The organism is Acinetobacter sp. FDAARGOS_494, from assembly GCF_003812225.1.
Taxonomy (GTDB): Bacteria; Pseudomonadota; Gammaproteobacteria; order Pseudomonadales; family Moraxellaceae; genus Acinetobacter; species Acinetobacter baumannii.
Window position 1 is genome coordinate 3,891,061 of the sequence record NZ_CP033866.1, and the last position, 15,653, is coordinate 3,906,713.

Genomic DNA, 15,653 nt, shown 5'->3' on the forward strand with positions numbered 1-15,653 from the left:
TCAAAGCCACATAAAAAAGTTCGATAGATTATCGAACTTTTTTTATGCATATTAAATTTCTGGATAATTTCCCACACCTTCGGGCCACGGCGTTAATAATTCAAATCCTGTATCTGTAACAGCAACCATATGTTCCCATTGAGCAGATAACGAATGATCTTGGGTAATTACGGTCCAGCCGTCATTTAGCTCTTTTACCTGAGGTTTGCCTGCATTAACCATAGGTTCAATTGTAAAGACCATCCCTTTTTTCAAAACAAGACCTTGGCCGCGTTGTCCATAATGCAGAATATTAGGTTGTTCATGATAAACTTTACCAATACCATGCCCGCAATATTCACGAACAATGCTATATCCTTCGCGATGAGCGACCGATTGAATAGCGTAACCAATATCCCCTAAAGTCGCCCCTGGTTTAACTGCATGTATACCAGCGACCATTGCTTCATAAGTAGTTTCAACTAATTTTTTAGCATGTGGATTTACGTTACCGACATAGTACATACGGCTCGTATCACCAAAATAGCCGTCTTTAATAATTGCTACATCAATATTAATAATATCGCCATCTTTTAAAATTTTATTTTGAGAAGGGATACCGTGACATACCACCTCATTGACTGAAGTACATATTGTTTTTGTGAATCCATGATAACCCACATTAGCCGGTATAACTTTTAAAGTATTTACGATGTAATCATTACAAATATTGTCTAAATATTCAGTTGTTACGCCTGGCTTGACATACTCCCCTATCATTTCTAAAACTTGTGCAGCCAAACGCCCAGAAACTCTTAATTTTTCTAGATCTTGTTCAGTTTTAATTGTAACAGTAGAAGCTCTCATTCAATTTTATCCTCGTAGACACTGCTTTTACCACGCCTACAAAAATGTTAGTTAATTTAGAATATTGTAGAATGGATATAGGATAGGCGGAAAGCTTTTAATGTCCAAATATTCAACATTCATAATAGAAATTTATATTTTCATTTTTACACAATTTCTTTAAAAATTCAGACCTAAAAAATGTTTTCTTTATTTCTTTCAATGAGTTTTCAAGTAGATAACTTAACCAGTTGATATTTTTAATATCTCTGGATGATTGATACGGCCTAAAAAAAAGCTTTTTCACATAAAATAGCGCTTGATCATGATTTCTTTTGCTCTAAAATTCTTTCTTTTTTGTTAAATTTAATTTATGCAACAGCTTCGTACCGGAGATATTATTGCCTTAGGTTTTATGACCTTTGCCCTCTTTATTGGGGCTGGCAATATTATCTTTCCTCCCATTGTCGCTCAACAAGCTGGTGATCATGTATGGCTAGCTGCCATAGGTTTTTTGATTACTGCCGTTGGTTTACCTGTAATTACCATTATGGCCCTCTCTCGTATGCAGGGTTCCATTGAAATTATTAGTTCACCGCTAGGTCGTATCGCAAGTCTGATCTTAACTGTAGTTTGTTATCTATCAGTTGGCCCTTTATTTGCTACACCACGCACCGCAACTGTTTCTTATGAAATTGGTTTCTCATCTTATTTTGGAACGTCTAGCAGTAGCCTTTTAATTTATAGTGCAATTTACTTCGCATTTGTAACTGTCGTTTCTTTATATCCGAACAAGCTTTTAGACACAGTTGGACATGTTCTAGCTCCTCTGAAAATTATCGCTTTAGCAATTTTAGGTATTGCAGCGGTTATGATTCCTGCGGGTTATGTTCCTGCTCCAATTAATCATTACGTTAACTCTCCTGTTTCAGAAGGTTTCGTAAATGGTTATCTCACCATGGATACTTTAGGTGCCTTAGTATTTGGTATCGTCATTATTCAAGCGATCTATTCGCGTGGTGTTACTGACAACAAGCTAGTAACCAAGTATGCAATTATTGCCAGCCTTATTTCTGGTGTAGGACTTACTTTAGTTTACTTAAGCTTATTTAAATTAGGTTTGGGTAGTCATGAAGTCGCTCCTAATGCAGCAAATGGTGCTGTAATCCTACATGCATATGTTCAACATGCTTTTGGGAATATGGGTTCACTCTTCTTAACAGGTCTCATTTTCTTAGCATGTATGGTTACTGCAATTGGTTTAACTTGTGCATGTGCTGAATATTTCGCTCAACTTACTAAGTTGCCATATAAGCTTTTAGTTTTCATCTTGGTTGGTTTCTCTTTCATTATTTCCAACCTTGGATTGACTAAGCTAATTGCCGTATCAGTACCAGTTTTAAGTGCAATTTATCCACCTGCAATTGTAGTTATTATGCTCAGTTTCTTCTGGAAATTTTGGCACAAACCATCTTTTATTGTCGGTTCAGTAACAAGCATTGCTTTAATTTTCGGAATTATTGACGGGCTTAAAGTTGCAGGCTTTGGTGACTACCTCCCTAATTTTCTTCAACACTTACCGTTAAATGAACAAAACTTGGCATGGTTGATCCCATCTTTAGTTGTTCTTGTAGTGACTACTCTTATCGACAAAGTTAAACATAAAAGCATTTAATCTGATGTTTTTTTGAAATCGAGTTTTACCCAAACATGATTTTATATATCGAATAAAATGCTGCGTTTACCCAACCGGCATTTTATTTCTAACATCAGCATTTAGTGACAATTCAACTATAGATATAATTAATTTTTACTGTAATATTACACTAAAATAATTTTTAGCTTACTCAGGAAAGAAGAGCATAAATGAAAAGTAAATATTATTTAACATTAGCAGATGCTGAGTTTTTAATGGAAGAAGCTCAGAAATATGCAATTGAACACAACTTTAAAGTTAGTATAGCCATTGTTGATGAAACAAGCTCTTTATTACTTATGAAACGTCTAGATGGCGCTTCTCCTCTCACCACACATCTTTGCTTAGAAAAAGCTAAATGCTCATCAATGAGTGGTCGTCCTTCAAAATTTTACGAAGAGCTTCTTCAAAATGGTCGTCTTGGTTTCTTGAGTATGCCAAGTGCTAAAGGTATGCTAGAAGGCGGAAAAGCGATTATTTATGAAGGCCAGATTTTAGGTGCGATTGGTGTTTCAGGTGTTCAATCTTTTGAAGATGCTGAAATTGCTCAACACGCTATTGATGTTTTTTTAAAAAAACAAAGTAGCTAAAGCAAATTTAAAGAACAGAGAAATTATTACACATTTCATTTAAATAATTTCTCTTTTCTAAAAAAGTAATTATTTTATACAAAAATGTTTAATATTTACTTTTTTAATACCTTAACCATTTATAAACATAGAAGTTTTTATAAAACTGTTCAAAAAATTTTCTATTGACTATTGAATTAAGCTAAAAATACAAGTACAACATTAAACTTATTCTTGACTAAAACATTCGGTTTTAGCGCAACCACAAGGAGGGATGGAGATGTTATCATTACATTTCAACAAACAAGTCTTCATTAACACTCTGAACAGCAAAGATTCAGTTGTTTATGGAGTAACGACGCTTGCTCTTATGCTGACTTTACTGTTTCAAGGTATGATTAAAGGGAATCTGAAACCCGAATACTTTATGTATGCCATGGTTGTTTCTTTTGTATTTTGTGTATGGGCCTTTGTCGACCACAAAATGCGAAAATTAGCTAAAAGACGACTTAGTCAACAGAAATAAGAATTCTAAAAATGGATGAGCGATCATCCATTTTTATTTGCTTAAAAACAATAAAATTGTCCCCATCACTAAAATAGCAGTTGCTAACAGCTCAGTAATAATTAAAGCGAACATCATAAATGTCATCAACCATGCAGGTAAACTGAAATGCCCTAACCTATGAGGTTGTTTAAACTGATTGGTCGTATCCTGCAAAAATCCGTGGATGATATAAACTAAAATTGAGAAACTAAAAAACAGTATATTTGCCAATACACACCATAAAGCAATATCTTCATTTAAAATCGTGAAATAGCTCAATACAGCCAGAATAAGTGTGGCTGCTGCATAAAGCAAACTGCTTCTATGTGCAATATCTACATAATAATGTGCACGGCTTAATTCGGAACGGCGTATTTGCCAATATTTCCATACTCCAGTTAACATTCCTATCCATAAAAAGACGCCACTAAAGACAATAGCCAGCTGTACAGCTTTCGATAAATCCATAATTTCCATTATTCGTTTTATCAAGATTTGATGAGCTATATAACATAAATCTTGACTTTATAGTCACATTTTAATCAAGTACCTTTTCAGAACTCATGTACATTAAGATAAATGATTAGCCAATTAACTTTAAATCTATGGATAAGACTTTTGAATCTTTTTGGATAACCTGTAAAGATGGTTATCAGCTTGCAGCTCAATTTTATCCTGCTCAAGAAAAGAAAGCTGAGTACCCTATCCTGATTTGCCCAGCAACAGGTATAACTAAAAACTTTTATCACTCTTTCGCAACATGGTTAAGCCAACAAGGCTATGATGTATTGAGTTTTGACTTCCGTGGTATTGGCGAGTCCCTACATGGAGCCTTAAAACAAAGTACCGCAAGTATTACCGACTGGGGAACACTTGATATTCCTGCTGCAATTGATGCTTTATTAATAAAAACGAAAGCAAATCAAGTTATTCTTATTGGACATAGTGCTGGCGGACAACTACTAGGAGTCGTACCTAACTATAATAAAGTCGCAAAAGTGATAACGGTTGCAGGTTCAACTGGACATATTAAAGGCCTTAAAGGAAAAACCAAGGTTTTAGCGCCAGTTATGTTTAATCTTATCTTCCCTATTTCTAGTATTGTTAAAGGTTATGGAGCAACTCAATTCATTGGTATGGGAGAAAACCTACCTAAAAAAGTTGCTCAACAATGGCGAGAGTTTTGTAGCCGTCCCGGATATGTAAAAAATGCCATAGGTAAGACGATTTTTCATGATTTTCATTCAGATATTCAATGTCCAATTACTGCTATTTGGGCTGATGATGATGAGATTGCAACCAAACGTAACGTACAAGAATTATTAAGTTTATATCCAAATGCGAATAAAAAAATGATTGAACTTAGCCCAAAAGATTTAGGCTATAAATCAATTGGCCATATGCTGTTATTTAAAAAATCACATCAAAAACTTTGGTCTATTTTAGAACAAGAAATTAAACATTAATCACTGCTTTTATTTTCGCCTCTAAGTCAGTAATCCGGCTTAGAGGTTTTTTTGTATTAAAAACGAGCAGCTTTTTACTTAAATGCGTCGATATACCGTTAAAGTTCTGCTAAGGTAATTCATCTGAAGCTGTTGTCAAAAAACAGGTATATTTACTTGTTTAATGCAAACAGCTTCTTTTTTTCTGTTTTAGCTAAAGCCAAAGAAATTGTTCAAGGATAATTATGCTAGCACTAGAGCCTCAACATATTCATATGAATCAACATGCTGTTGATAAAACACATGCATTAAAGTGTCTAGTAGATATATTAGAAAAAGATGGGTTAGTTACGCCTGAATATATAACGGGACTCATCAATCGTGAACAACAAAGCGCGACTTATTTAGGCCAAGGCATTGCCATTCCTCACGGTACTCCTCAATCACGTGAATATATTTTAAAAACAGGTATCCGCTTAGCCCATTTCCCCGAAGGCGTGATCTGGGATGGAGAAAATAAAATTTATTTAGCTGTAGTGATTGCAGCAAAATCTGATGAACATTTGCAAGTTTTGCAAATTCTTACTCGTGCATTAATGCATGACGTCAGCGAACAAGTAAAAAATGCTTCTAAACCTGAGCAGATTATCGAATTACTACAAGCTCAGCCATTATCTTTAGCGCTTCATGAAAATCTTATTCAAACCGAAATCGATGCACAAGATATCGAAGATTTATTTTGGGCAGCTTCTCAAACACTCAAAAAACATAATTTTGTAAAATGTGGTTTTCTAAGTTCACTTGATCCAGAACAAGCCATTCAACTGCAAGATCAAATCTGGTCCATTTCTAGCGATCACTTTGTTCAGCAACCAGCTATTAGCATTACTAAACCATCACAGGCATTAGAGCTAAATGGTAAAAAGCTGAACACCCTCGTTTGTATAGCAGCCAATGACCAACTCGATAATGAAAGATTTAATCGTTTAATTGATATTTTATTTAACCCTGAGCAAGTTGCCGAGCTAGATAAAACTCAAACACCAAACGAAATTGCAAAAATTATTGGAGCTGACGTTGTTCCTGACTGGCCTCAACGTTCAGTAGTACTGGCAAATGCACACGGCTTACATGCCCGACCAGCTACACACCTTGTCAATCTTACAAAAACCTTTCAAGGCGACATCCAAGTTGCAGTAGACGATGGTAGCTTTGTTTCTGCCAAAAGTTTAACTCGTCTTTTAGCGTTAGGTTGTAAGCGTGGCCAAACTCTACGTTTTATCGCTGAGCCAGAAACCGATGCCGTAGAGGCTTTAGATCAAGTTATTTTGGCAGTGCAGCAAGGCTTAGGTGAAGAAGTTGAAGCGCTACCTGTAACCAGTGAAACACCTGACCAGCTCCCTGCTCAAACGGTAATATCAAATGCTACGACATTGGGTAACAATACGGGCATTGCAGCATCAAGTGGCTTAGCTTTTGGACCTGTCCATGTGATTAAACCAAAGGTTTATCAATATGAACGTATGGGTTCAGGCGTAAAAGTCGAGAAAGAAAATTTAGATATTGCCCTACATGCAGTAAAAAACAATATTCACCAAGTCATAGCCAAAGCTGATGCCTCTGAAATTAAACAAATCTTTCGAGCTCACCTAGAAATGCTTGATGATCCTGATTTAATTAATGGTGTATATCAAAAAATTTATCAAAATTTATCAGCACCAGCTGCGTGGCATGAACATATTGAAGCTGCAGCTAAAGCACAGGAAGCTCTACCAGATCGTTTACTCGCTGAACGCGCAACAGACCTACGTGACATTGGCGACAGAGTTTTAACCCAATTATGTGGTGAAGTGGTTATTGAAGAGCCTAAAGAGCCTTATATTCTAATCATGCATGACGTTGGGCCAAGTGATGTCGCTCGTCTCAACAAAGACCGTGTCGCAGGTATTCTAACTGCTATAGGTGGTGCAAGTGCGCATAGTGCAATTGTCGCACGTGCTTTAGGCATTCCCGCTATTGTTGGTGCTGGTGAACAAGTCCTAGAAATTGATCCGAAAAGCACTTTACTTATTAATGGTGATACGGGAACTTTTGTTTTAGATCCAGATGTTGCACAAATCGAACAAGCCAAGCAAGAGCGTGAGCAACAGCGTCAAATTCGTGAAGAAGCTGAACGTCATAGCCACGAGCCAGCAATTACCTTAGATCAACACCAAATCGAAATTGCAGCCAATTTGGGTAAAGTTCAAGCGACAGCACAAGCAGTAGAATGTGGTGCTGAAGCAATTGGCCTACTTAGAACCGAACTTGTTTTTATGTCTCATAGCAGTGCACCTAATGAGGCTGTTCAAGAAGCTGATTACCGAGTTGTATTAGATGCACTTGCAGGTCGCCCGCTTGTGGTACGTACATTAGACGTAGGTGGTGATAAACCTTTACCTTACTTACCAATTGCTGAAGAAGAAAACCCATTCTTAGGTTTAAGAGGAATCCGTTTAACTTTAAGACGCCCTGAACTTTTAAAACAGCAATTAACCGCTCTACTAAAAGCATCTGATAATCGTCCGTTACGAATTATGTTCCCTATGATTGGACGCGTTGAAGAATGGCGTGCTGCCAAAGCAATTCTTGACGAAGTAAGAGCCCAACATCCATGTGGCAATTTACAAGTTGGCATTATGATTGAGGTTCCGTCTGCTGCTTTACTTGCACCGGTTCTTGCACAAGAAGTCGACTTTTTCAGTATCGGCACAAATGACCTGACCCAATATACGTTAGCGATTGACCGAGGCCACCCAATACTCTCAGCGGAAGCAGACGGATTACATCCAAGTATTCTTAATTTGATTGATCAAACAGTGAAAGCTGCCCACAAACATGGCAAATGGGTAGGAATCTGTGGTGAGCTTGCAGCAGACCCGAAAGCTGTCCCTATTCTCATGGGATTAGGCGTAGACGAACTGAGTATGTCCCCAAATAGCATTCCTTTAGTAAAAGCTCAAATCCGCACACTAAGCTATAGCCATGCTCAAAAGCTTGCGCAACAAGCTTTACTATGCGATAGCGCCCCTGCTGTGCGCCAGCTATCTGAACAAGACTTATAAGATTGGGAATAGTAATGGCTAAAATTTTAACAATTACTTTAAACCCTGCAATTGATGTAACCATTCAACTGGATGAGTTACTAGTAGGAGAAGTGAATCGACAAGAGTCGGTAGAAATTCATGCGGCTGGCAAAGGCCTTAATGTTGCTCAAGTATTAAAAGACTTAGGTCATGATGTAATCGTAACCGGCTTTTTAGGTGAGCATAATCGACAAATTTTCGATACACATTTTGCACAAGCTCAATTTCAACCTGAGTTTATTTATATTGATGGTGAAACACGTCAAAATATAAAAATTGCTGAGCATTCTGGGCGGATGACAGATTTAAATGGCAAAGGTTTTTTTGTTTCTGAAACAGACAAACAAAGGCTATTTAATAAGATTGAAGCTCTGTTACCACAAGTCGAGGTTGTTGCAATAGCTGGTAGCCTCCCGCAAGGTTTTAGTATTGATGAGTTACAACAACTTATTCAACTGATCAAAAAAAATAATAAGAAAGTTGCCCTAGATACCAGTGGTAAAGCATTGGTTGCTGCAATTGAATGTCAACCTTGGATGATCAAACCGAATACCGATGAGTTGGTTGAAAGTTATCAACGTCCAGCAACAAGCTATGCTGAACAAAGAGAACTTTTTGATAGCTTAACCAATATTGAGCATGTGGTTATCTCAATGGGTGAAGATGGCGTAAATTGGTTACACGCCACTCACCCCTTACATGCTCAAGCACCAAAAGTTATCGTAAAAAGTACAGTAGGCGCTGGTGATTCACTCTTAGCCGGCATGATCCATGGGCTTGTTAACCAACTGCCTCCTGAAGAGACCTTAAAAACTGCGACAGCCATTGCAAGCCATGCTGTAACACAAATTGGTTTTCGAATCCCTACTTCTGAGGTTCTAAACCAATTAAAAGCACAAACTATTATCAATTCATTGAGTGAATCTGATGCAAACTGCTAAACATTTATTATTTGTCACTAATGGTCCGCAACAGCAAGTCAATGCTTTAATCTTGGCTCGTAAACTTGCTTTAGTCGCAACCCAACACGGTTATAAACATAGTGTCATTTCACTCGATGAGTTTGAATCAAGCGATCATTTTGATCATGTCATTATTATTGGACAGCAACCTAAAAATCTAAATATTTTTGGTCAAAACGCTTTATCTTTAGTTTCTATTGAAGATATTAAAGATGATGCAGACAAAGCACTTTTAACGGCACTTGAACACTCAAAACCAGCAAATGAGTGGGAACAAAAACCTAAGCAAGCTTCAAATACCGCAACTCATTTTGTTGCCATTACTGCTTGCCCAACTGGAGTTGCCCATACATTTATGGCAGCTGAAGCGTTACAACAAGGTGCAGAAAGACTTGGGTATCAAATCGATGTAGAAACTCAAGGTTCTGTAGGTGCGAAGAATATTTTATCACCTCAAGCGATTGCTGATGCCGATATTGTTATTCTTGCTACTGACATTGAAGTCAACACTGACCGCTTTATAGGTAAGCGTGTCTATAGATGTAGCACTGGTTTTGCTTTAAAACAAACCGACAAGGCTTTTGCTGAGGCAATTGCTAATGCTCAGGTTTTAGAACAAGGTAAACAGCAAGCAACAACTGAAAATAAGGATAAAACTGAAAAAGTTGGTGTATATAAACACTTATTAACTGGTGTTTCTTATATGCTGCCTATGGTTGTTGCGGGTGGCTTGCTAATTGCACTTTCTTTATGTTTTGGCCTAAATGCAGCGGAACAAGCTGGTAGTCTGCCAGCCATATTAAAACAGATTGGCGCAGCAGCATTTACCCTCATGGTACCCATGCTGTCGGGTTATATTGCATATTCGATTGCAGATCGCCCTGGTCTTGCACCAGGTTTAATCGGGGGATTATTGGCAGCACAGTTACAAGCAGGTTTTTTAGGCGGTATTGTTTCTGGTTTCCTTGCAGGTTATATCGCGTTATTTATAGCTAAAAAAGTTAAGCTCCCAACTAGTTTAGAGTCTCTTAAGCCCATTTTGATTATTCCATTATTAGGAACATTATCTGTTGGGCTGATTATGTTCTATGTGGTAGGTCAACCTGTAGCGCATATTTTTGAGTTAATGAAAGATTTCCTCAACAATATGGGCACAACAAATGCTGTATTAATGGGAATTATTCTGGCAAGTATGATGTGTATTGATTTGGGCGGACCAATCAATAAAGCTGCTTATGCTTTTACAGTCGGACTACTTACTACCAATACCTATATGCCAATGGCAGCCACGATGGCAGGCGGTATGGTTCCTGCAATTGGGATGGCAATTGCAACTTTCCTCGCTAGAAATAAATTTAGTACTGGTGAAAAAGATGCAGGTAAAGCTGCATTTGTGCTTGGTTTATGCTTTATTTCAGAAGGTGCAATTCCATTTGCAGCAAAAGATCCAATGCGCGTTATTCCAACCTGTATTCTAGGTGGCACAGTAACTGGTGCATTAGTTGCTTTATTTCACTGTGAGCTTGTGACTCCACACGGCGGTGTATTTGTATTACTGATTCCAAATGCAATCAATCATGCGTGGTTGTATCTTGCAGCAATTGCGGCTGGAAGTATCGTAACGGGAGTAAGTTATGCCATCATTAAAAAGAATCAAGAAGAAAAATTATTAACAAACTCATAATTTAAAAAGGGAGAATATAAATTCTCCCTTTTTTATTACTATTTTTTATTTATTAATTTGTACTGCACGGGCCATCATTTGCTCAGGAATATCTTGAGCCAGCATCACTGTTAGCGTGGGCTTTTGCTTAGCTTCTCCTACTAAATTTTGAGCTTCTAATACTGTATTTATATCTTTTGGTGCCAACTTATACATTGCTCCAGTAGCTGGATCCACAATTAAAAGCCCAATTAAACCGCCAAAAATAATATTACCTAAATACCAGCCACTAAGAGTACCTGTAACTTCTACCGTTTTAGTTTGATAACCAGGTTTACTGAAAGATACTTGATAACTTTCTGGTTTGAAATAACCGGCACCTTTTTTAAGCTAACGGTAGCAGGTGTTTGCCCCGTATGGACTTTTACCCCATTACGATTTTTAATCTCAATAGTTGCTGACTCAGGCACACTTGTAAAAGTAAGTGTTTGTGAAGAACCTGTAATGATGCTTGCACAGCCATTTAACCCTATCGTTAAAGCTACCATAGAAGTAATTAGTAATTTTTTCATCATTAATCCAGAAGAATTTATCTATCGTTATTTGAAAATGCACTACATTAAAATAAATAAAAAATAACAATTAACATACAATTCAAAAGATCAACAATTAAACAATTCCTTAATTAAAATACATTCGTAAATCATGATTCTTTTGAACAGTAAAATTAATATTTAAAAATTTAGTAAATTCAATAATATAAATCCATTTATTAGTTAATTTTCTTTAATATTTGATCAATCATGTTAAATGTATGGTAAATTTTCATCTTCAAAAAATCAATTAAACATATGATTAATTTAAATATTTACCTATTGAATGGATTTATTTTTTTAAGTTATGACTTTGTAGACAAAAAATTTTGATAGAAATGTCACGTTCAAAACGAGTTTTTTTTTCTACGATTCTCATGCTAACAAATATCGTTCATTTTACGACCAAGCGAGTAGCCAAGTTCAAATAAACGGTAAGGAATAAGTTTTATTAGAAGAGGAAAATTTATAGTTTGTCCTTGTTAATCAAACAATATAAATTTTGCTCATGACTTAAAGTCCTGATATAACTTGCTTAGTGAAACTATATTTTTCCACTATTAAAATAAGTTTCATAAAATGCGATCCACCAAGGTATGGGGAAAAGTCAATGACAAAGAAGTATGCGCGTTTTTTACCTACAACAGAATCTTTCACTCTTGAAGATTTTCCATATTATTGGATTACTCAGGTCCATGCTCAATATGTTCAAAATATTGATAATGCCCTCAAAAAATATGGCCTAGATAATTCACGTCGACGTATTATGCTTGCGCTAAGTAGTAAACCTCACGCTAGCGTATCAGAACTATCTGATATGATTATTTCAAAAATGTCGACTACCACTAAAATTGTTTATCGCTTAAAAGATGAAGGCTTAGTTGAAACCTATTCTTGTCAATCAGATGGTCGTATTACACGTGTATATCTTACCGAACGTGGTACAGAAATGATTAATAAAATTAATGATCTAACGAGTGTAGTACTTGAACAATCATTCGAAGGTATCACCCCTCTTCAACTAGAAAAAATGATGGAAAGCTTAAAATTGCTTTTAAAAAATCTTTCTCGATAATTGTTGTTTTCAACATTTTAAAACGATTAATTCTCAAGCTCTCTCATGAGAGCTTTTTTATTATTTTCTCTAATGTTTACAGGAATATAGACTTCATAAAGTAATCAATTAAACACTATGCTTGTTGACTTGTTCCTTCAACTCCAGTAGAAACTCTCTCTTAATATCTCTAACGTAATTTTAGGAAAAAATGGCTAAAAGAAAATATAAGAGTGATAAGTTTCAAGTACGTCGTATTAACCGTCAATGGTGGGTACTTGAAAAAGATTTAGAAACTAACTGTTACAGCAAGCATGAACAGGTAGCTACTAAGACATTAGCTAACAATTATGCTGACGATTATATAGAGCAGTATTATATGAACCTCTACATTCAACAACAGTTGAAAAAGCCGGAAACCGTATAAAAAGCCTCCATGGCTTTTTTTATTTATAATTTAATAAGTTAAATAAAATTAAAATAATAAAATTTTTACATAAAAAAAACCTACATCTTGGGGAAAATGTAGGCTATAAAATGCACAAAAAGGAATTATATATCCTTTTTGATGAAAAGAATTTTACGATAATATAAGACCTTATTTTATATTACTTTTGTAAAGTTAATAGTATTTATTGTATTAACCTCTAATAACTTAAATGCTTTTTTCTTTTTAAATTTTTTCTCATAAATATTTAAATTAATTAACTCTTCACGATTTAAAATGTTTTTGATGTATGAGTTTTTTATAAAAAACCCTATTTGAATCTTATAAACAACTGTTTTAACATGTTTTTTACAAAAATACGCATAATTTTTTCAAGTTAAAATTCTACATTTCATAATCTTTAGGAGATTAAAAGTTAATAAATAACATATGCATAGATGATTAATAAAATTTTTATTTAAAAGAAACCTTTACTCGAGACGAAAAAAACATCAAATATTAATTTTTTATAGCTTTTGTGGTGACGACACAACTATTACAATACAGTTTATAAATAGTTTAACTCTTCAGCAGTTTTAGGCATGTTATGACTTCAATGTCGAACACTACCCAAAAGCACTTTATTGTTGAGCAGTTTCCTTTACCGACTTGGGTCAGTGATGAAAAAGGCTTAATTTTATACTGCAATACGGAGTGTACAAAATACTGGCGCGATACTTCTCCTCCATTGTTTCAACAATGGCTAGATTTCGTGTACCCTGCCGATTTAGAAGAAGTTAAAAACAAATGGTTAGATGCGATACGGTTCCGATCAAGAATTGAATTTAAATGCCGTCTTTTGCATAAAACCCATTATTATCGATGGTGTAAAATTTCTATTCAATTGTCGAAATACCATGAATCTTCTCAAGAAAATGAATGGTTTATTAGTTTTCTAGATATTGACCAAGATATACAAGAGCAGCAAAGCTTACGAAAAGATATCGATATACAAAATCAAATGCTCGATATCAGTGTCGATTGTATTAAGGTTTTAAATACAGATGGCACTGTATCTCATATGAATAAATCAGGATGCCTTGCATTAGGTATACCTGTAGATGAAAAAAAATTCGGTATGCGATGGTTAGATCTTTTACCCCCCCATATTCGTAAACGCGGAAGAATTGCCTTAAAAAAAGCCTTACAGGGTAAAGTGGCCCGATTCGCTGGCATGAGTTGCTTACCAAATCAAGATCCAGAATATTGGGATAACATGCTTACCCCAATTCAACATACAAACGGCGAAATTATTCAGATATTGTGTGTTTCGCGAAATGTCACTCAACAGTATCTTACTGAAAACCGATTAAGAGATATTAGCGAGAGAGATGAACTCACAGGTTTATTTAATAGACGTTCATTTAAGCTACAACTAAAACGCACCCTAGCTTACTCAAGAGAAACCCAAACCAGTGTAGGGCTACTTTTAATTGATCTAGATCATTTCAAGCATATTAATGACACTATAGGTCATAGTGCTGGTGACCACTTATTAAAAATACTTTCTAAACGTTTTAATCAGTGCGTAGACCCTGAAAGATGTTCAGTTGCCAGATTAGGTGGTGATGAGTTTGCAGTTATTGTTAGCCATTTGGAAAATGAGAATGATGTTCGTGAACTTGCTGAAGTATTGCTTCAACAACTCAATCAACCCATTACATATGCTGGGAATGTGCTCAACGGCGGCATGAGCATCGGCTGCGCCATTTACCCTCAAGATGCAGTTGATCAATCGAGCTTATTAAGTTGTGCCGATATGGCATTACATGACTTAAAAGCCCGTGGTCGTGGCGGCATACGTATGTATAACCCAAGTATGATGCAGTTAACCGAGGCAATCGCCTCTCAACTCAACATTGCTCGCCAGCTTATTCGTCATCATACCATTCAGCCCTACTATCAACCCAAAGTCGATCTAAAAACTCATGCTGTAGTGGGCTTTGAAGCATTACTCCGCTGGCATACGACTTCGGCCCAAAGAGGTTTGCCTTCTCAGATTGCTGAAGCTTTTAAAGACTACGATTTAGCCAGTAAAATTGGTGAAATCATGCAACAACAAGTTTTGCATGATATTGCTAAATGGATAAAATTAGGTTTTGTGCCGCTTCCTGTTTCTCTAAATGCCGCACCAGTTGAGTTCTTAAGAGATAATTATGCTGAACGTTTATTAAAAAAGATTAATCAACTTGAAATTCCTACCCATTTAATTGAGATAGAAGTTACTGAACATATGCTGGGTGACCGTGGTTCTGAATATGTGATTCGCGCACTCAATAAACTAAAACAGCATGGAGTACGCATTGCTTTAGATGACTTCGGAACAGGTTTCTCTTCTTTAACACATATAAGAGACTATCCTATTGATTGCTTAAAAGTTGATTGTAGCTTTATACAAAAGATGCAACATGATCCATCCATTTATGCAATTGTTCAGGCAATTGGCTTACTTGCTCCAAATCTCTCACTCGGATTAATTGCAGAAGGTATTGAAACACCAGAACAAGAAGAATTACTTCTTCAATTTGGATACAACATAGGGCAAGGTTTTTTATTTGAATCAGCTATTGATGCTAATCAGGTGATCTCTATTCTTAAACAGGGTCAGGCTTATCTAGAAAGTCACTATTCTATGAATTAGTCATTTACCTTACACACTAAAAACAAACAATAAAAATTATAAAATT

General features: G+C 35.9%; 12 protein-coding genes and 1 pseudogene. 10 read left to right on the forward strand and 3 right to left on the reverse strand.

What is annotated here, in order from left to right:
• Nucleotides 1-51: 51 nt before the first annotated feature.
• Complete coding sequence (gene map / locus EG365_RS18915; RefSeq protein WP_001202776.1) at nucleotides 52-846, reverse strand: type I methionyl aminopeptidase; 795 nt, start codon at nucleotides 844-846, stop codon at nucleotides 52-54.
• A 352-nt stretch (nucleotides 847-1,198) separates the two neighbouring features.
• Between map and brnQ the strand changes: the two genes are divergently transcribed.
• From brnQ to EG365_RS18930, 3 genes are all read left to right on the forward strand, one after another.
• Complete coding sequence (gene brnQ / locus EG365_RS18920) at nucleotides 1,199-2,500, forward strand: branched-chain amino acid transport system II carrier protein (protein ID WP_001186685.1); 1,302 nt, start codon at nucleotides 1,199-1,201, stop codon at nucleotides 2,498-2,500.
• 191 nt (nucleotides 2,501-2,691) lie between these two features.
• Complete coding sequence (locus EG365_RS18925) at nucleotides 2,692-3,111, forward strand: GlcG/HbpS family heme-binding protein (RefSeq protein WP_000838063.1); 420 nt, start codon at nucleotides 2,692-2,694, stop codon at nucleotides 3,109-3,111.
• A gap of 259 nt (nucleotides 3,112-3,370) precedes the next feature.
• Nucleotides 3,371-3,616, forward strand: a complete 246-nt coding sequence (locus EG365_RS18930; RefSeq protein WP_000949688.1) for a hypothetical protein — start codon at nucleotides 3,371-3,373, stop codon at nucleotides 3,614-3,616.
• Between the two features lie 33 nt (nucleotides 3,617-3,649).
• Here the strand turns inward: EG365_RS18930 and EG365_RS18935 are convergent, their stop codons facing one another.
• Nucleotides 3,650-4,105, reverse strand: a complete 456-nt coding sequence (locus tag EG365_RS18935; protein WP_000365972.1) for a hypothetical protein — start codon at nucleotides 4,103-4,105, stop codon at nucleotides 3,650-3,652.
• A gap of 137 nt (nucleotides 4,106-4,242) precedes the next feature.
• Here EG365_RS18935 and EG365_RS18940 point away from each other — a divergent pair, with 137 nt between their 5' ends.
• The 4 genes from EG365_RS18940 to EG365_RS18955 all read left to right on the forward strand — a co-directional run bounded on the left by EG365_RS18940 (nucleotide 4,243) and on the right by EG365_RS18955 (nucleotide 10,853).
• A complete protein-coding gene (locus EG365_RS18940) occupies nucleotides 4,243-5,103 on the forward strand; it encodes an alpha/beta fold hydrolase (RefSeq protein WP_000361718.1) in 861 nt (286 codons plus the stop codon).
• Between the two features lie 224 nt (nucleotides 5,104-5,327).
• Nucleotides 5,328-8,186 (forward strand): phosphoenolpyruvate--protein phosphotransferase, encoded by a 2,859-nt coding sequence (gene ptsP, locus EG365_RS18945; protein ID WP_000880346.1) that lies wholly within the window; start codon nucleotides 5,328-5,330, stop codon nucleotides 8,184-8,186.
• 14 nt (nucleotides 8,187-8,200) lie between these two features.
• Nucleotides 8,201-9,148 carry a 1-phosphofructokinase gene (gene pfkB / locus EG365_RS18950; protein ID WP_001062793.1) on the forward strand — a complete coding sequence of 316 codons (948 nt, stop codon included), beginning with the start codon at nucleotides 8,201-8,203 and terminating at the stop codon, nucleotides 9,146-9,148.
• Entirely contained in the window at nucleotides 9,135-10,853 is a 1,719-nt protein-coding gene (locus tag EG365_RS18955) for a fructose-specific PTS transporter subunit EIIC (RefSeq protein WP_001192469.1), read from the forward strand. The genes pfkB and EG365_RS18955 overlap by 14 nt, the downstream gene beginning before the upstream one ends.
• Nucleotides 10,854-10,898: 45 nt before the next feature.
• On the opposite strand, the pseudogene EG365_RS18960 reads toward EG365_RS18955, so the two are convergent.
• Nucleotides 10,899-11,404: pseudogene (locus EG365_RS18960) on the reverse strand (hypothetical protein).
• Nucleotides 11,405-12,035: 631 nt separating this feature from the next.
• On the opposite strand from EG365_RS18960, the gene EG365_RS18965 reads away from it, so the two are divergent.
• The 3 genes from EG365_RS18965 to EG365_RS18975 all read left to right on the forward strand — a co-directional run bounded on the left by EG365_RS18965 (nucleotide 12,036) and on the right by EG365_RS18975 (nucleotide 15,607).
• On the forward strand, nucleotides 12,036-12,500 hold the full coding sequence (locus EG365_RS18965; RefSeq protein ID WP_000163427.1) for a MarR family winged helix-turn-helix transcriptional regulator: 465 nt from the start codon (nucleotides 12,036-12,038) through the stop codon (nucleotides 12,498-12,500).
• A gap of 190 nt (nucleotides 12,501-12,690) precedes the next feature.
• On the forward strand, nucleotides 12,691-12,906 hold the full coding sequence (locus tag EG365_RS18970; protein ID WP_001129188.1) for a hypothetical protein: 216 nt from the start codon (nucleotides 12,691-12,693) through the stop codon (nucleotides 12,904-12,906).
• Between the two features lie 607 nt (nucleotides 12,907-13,513).
• Nucleotides 13,514-15,607 carry a GGDEF domain-containing protein gene (locus EG365_RS18975; protein ID WP_000203146.1) on the forward strand — a complete coding sequence of 698 codons (2,094 nt, stop codon included), beginning with the start codon at nucleotides 13,514-13,516 and terminating at the stop codon, nucleotides 15,605-15,607.
• Nucleotides 15,608-15,653: the final 46 nt, after the last annotated feature.

What these genes read in the sequence shown, in the direction of transcription:
- EG365_RS18935 (WP_000365972.1), bottom strand. Translation starts at nt 4,105, where the DNA reads ATGGATTTATCGAAAGCTGTACAGCTGGCTATTGTCTTTAGTGGCGTC.
- EG365_RS18965 (WP_000163427.1), top strand. Translation starts at nt 12,036, where the DNA reads ATGACAAAGAAGTATGCGCGTTTTTTACCTACAACAGAATCTTTCACT.
- EG365_RS18955 (WP_001192469.1), top strand. Translation starts at nt 9,135, where the DNA reads ATGCAAACTGCTAAACATTTATTATTTGTCACTAATGGTCCGCAACAG.
- brnQ (WP_001186685.1), top strand. Translation starts at nt 1,199, where the DNA reads ATGCAACAGCTTCGTACCGGAGATATTATTGCCTTAGGTTTTATGACC.
- EG365_RS18930 (WP_000949688.1), top strand. Translation starts at nt 3,371, where the DNA reads ATGTTATCATTACATTTCAACAAACAAGTCTTCATTAACACTCTGAAC.
- EG365_RS18940 (WP_000361718.1), top strand. Translation starts at nt 4,243, where the DNA reads ATGGATAAGACTTTTGAATCTTTTTGGATAACCTGTAAAGATGGTTAT.
- EG365_RS18925 (WP_000838063.1), top strand. Translation starts at nt 2,692, where the DNA reads ATGAAAAGTAAATATTATTTAACATTAGCAGATGCTGAGTTTTTAATG.
- ptsP (WP_000880346.1), top strand. Translation starts at nt 5,328, where the DNA reads ATGCTAGCACTAGAGCCTCAACATATTCATATGAATCAACATGCTGTT.
- map (WP_001202776.1), bottom strand. Translation starts at nt 846, where the DNA reads ATGAGAGCTTCTACTGTTACAATTAAAACTGAACAAGATCTAGAAAAA.
- pfkB (WP_001062793.1), top strand. Translation starts at nt 8,201, where the DNA reads ATGGCTAAAATTTTAACAATTACTTTAAACCCTGCAATTGATGTAACC.
- EG365_RS18975 (WP_000203146.1), top strand. Translation starts at nt 13,514, where the DNA reads ATGACTTCAATGTCGAACACTACCCAAAAGCACTTTATTGTTGAGCAG.
- EG365_RS18970 (WP_001129188.1), top strand. Translation starts at nt 12,691, where the DNA reads ATGGCTAAAAGAAAATATAAGAGTGATAAGTTTCAAGTACGTCGTATT.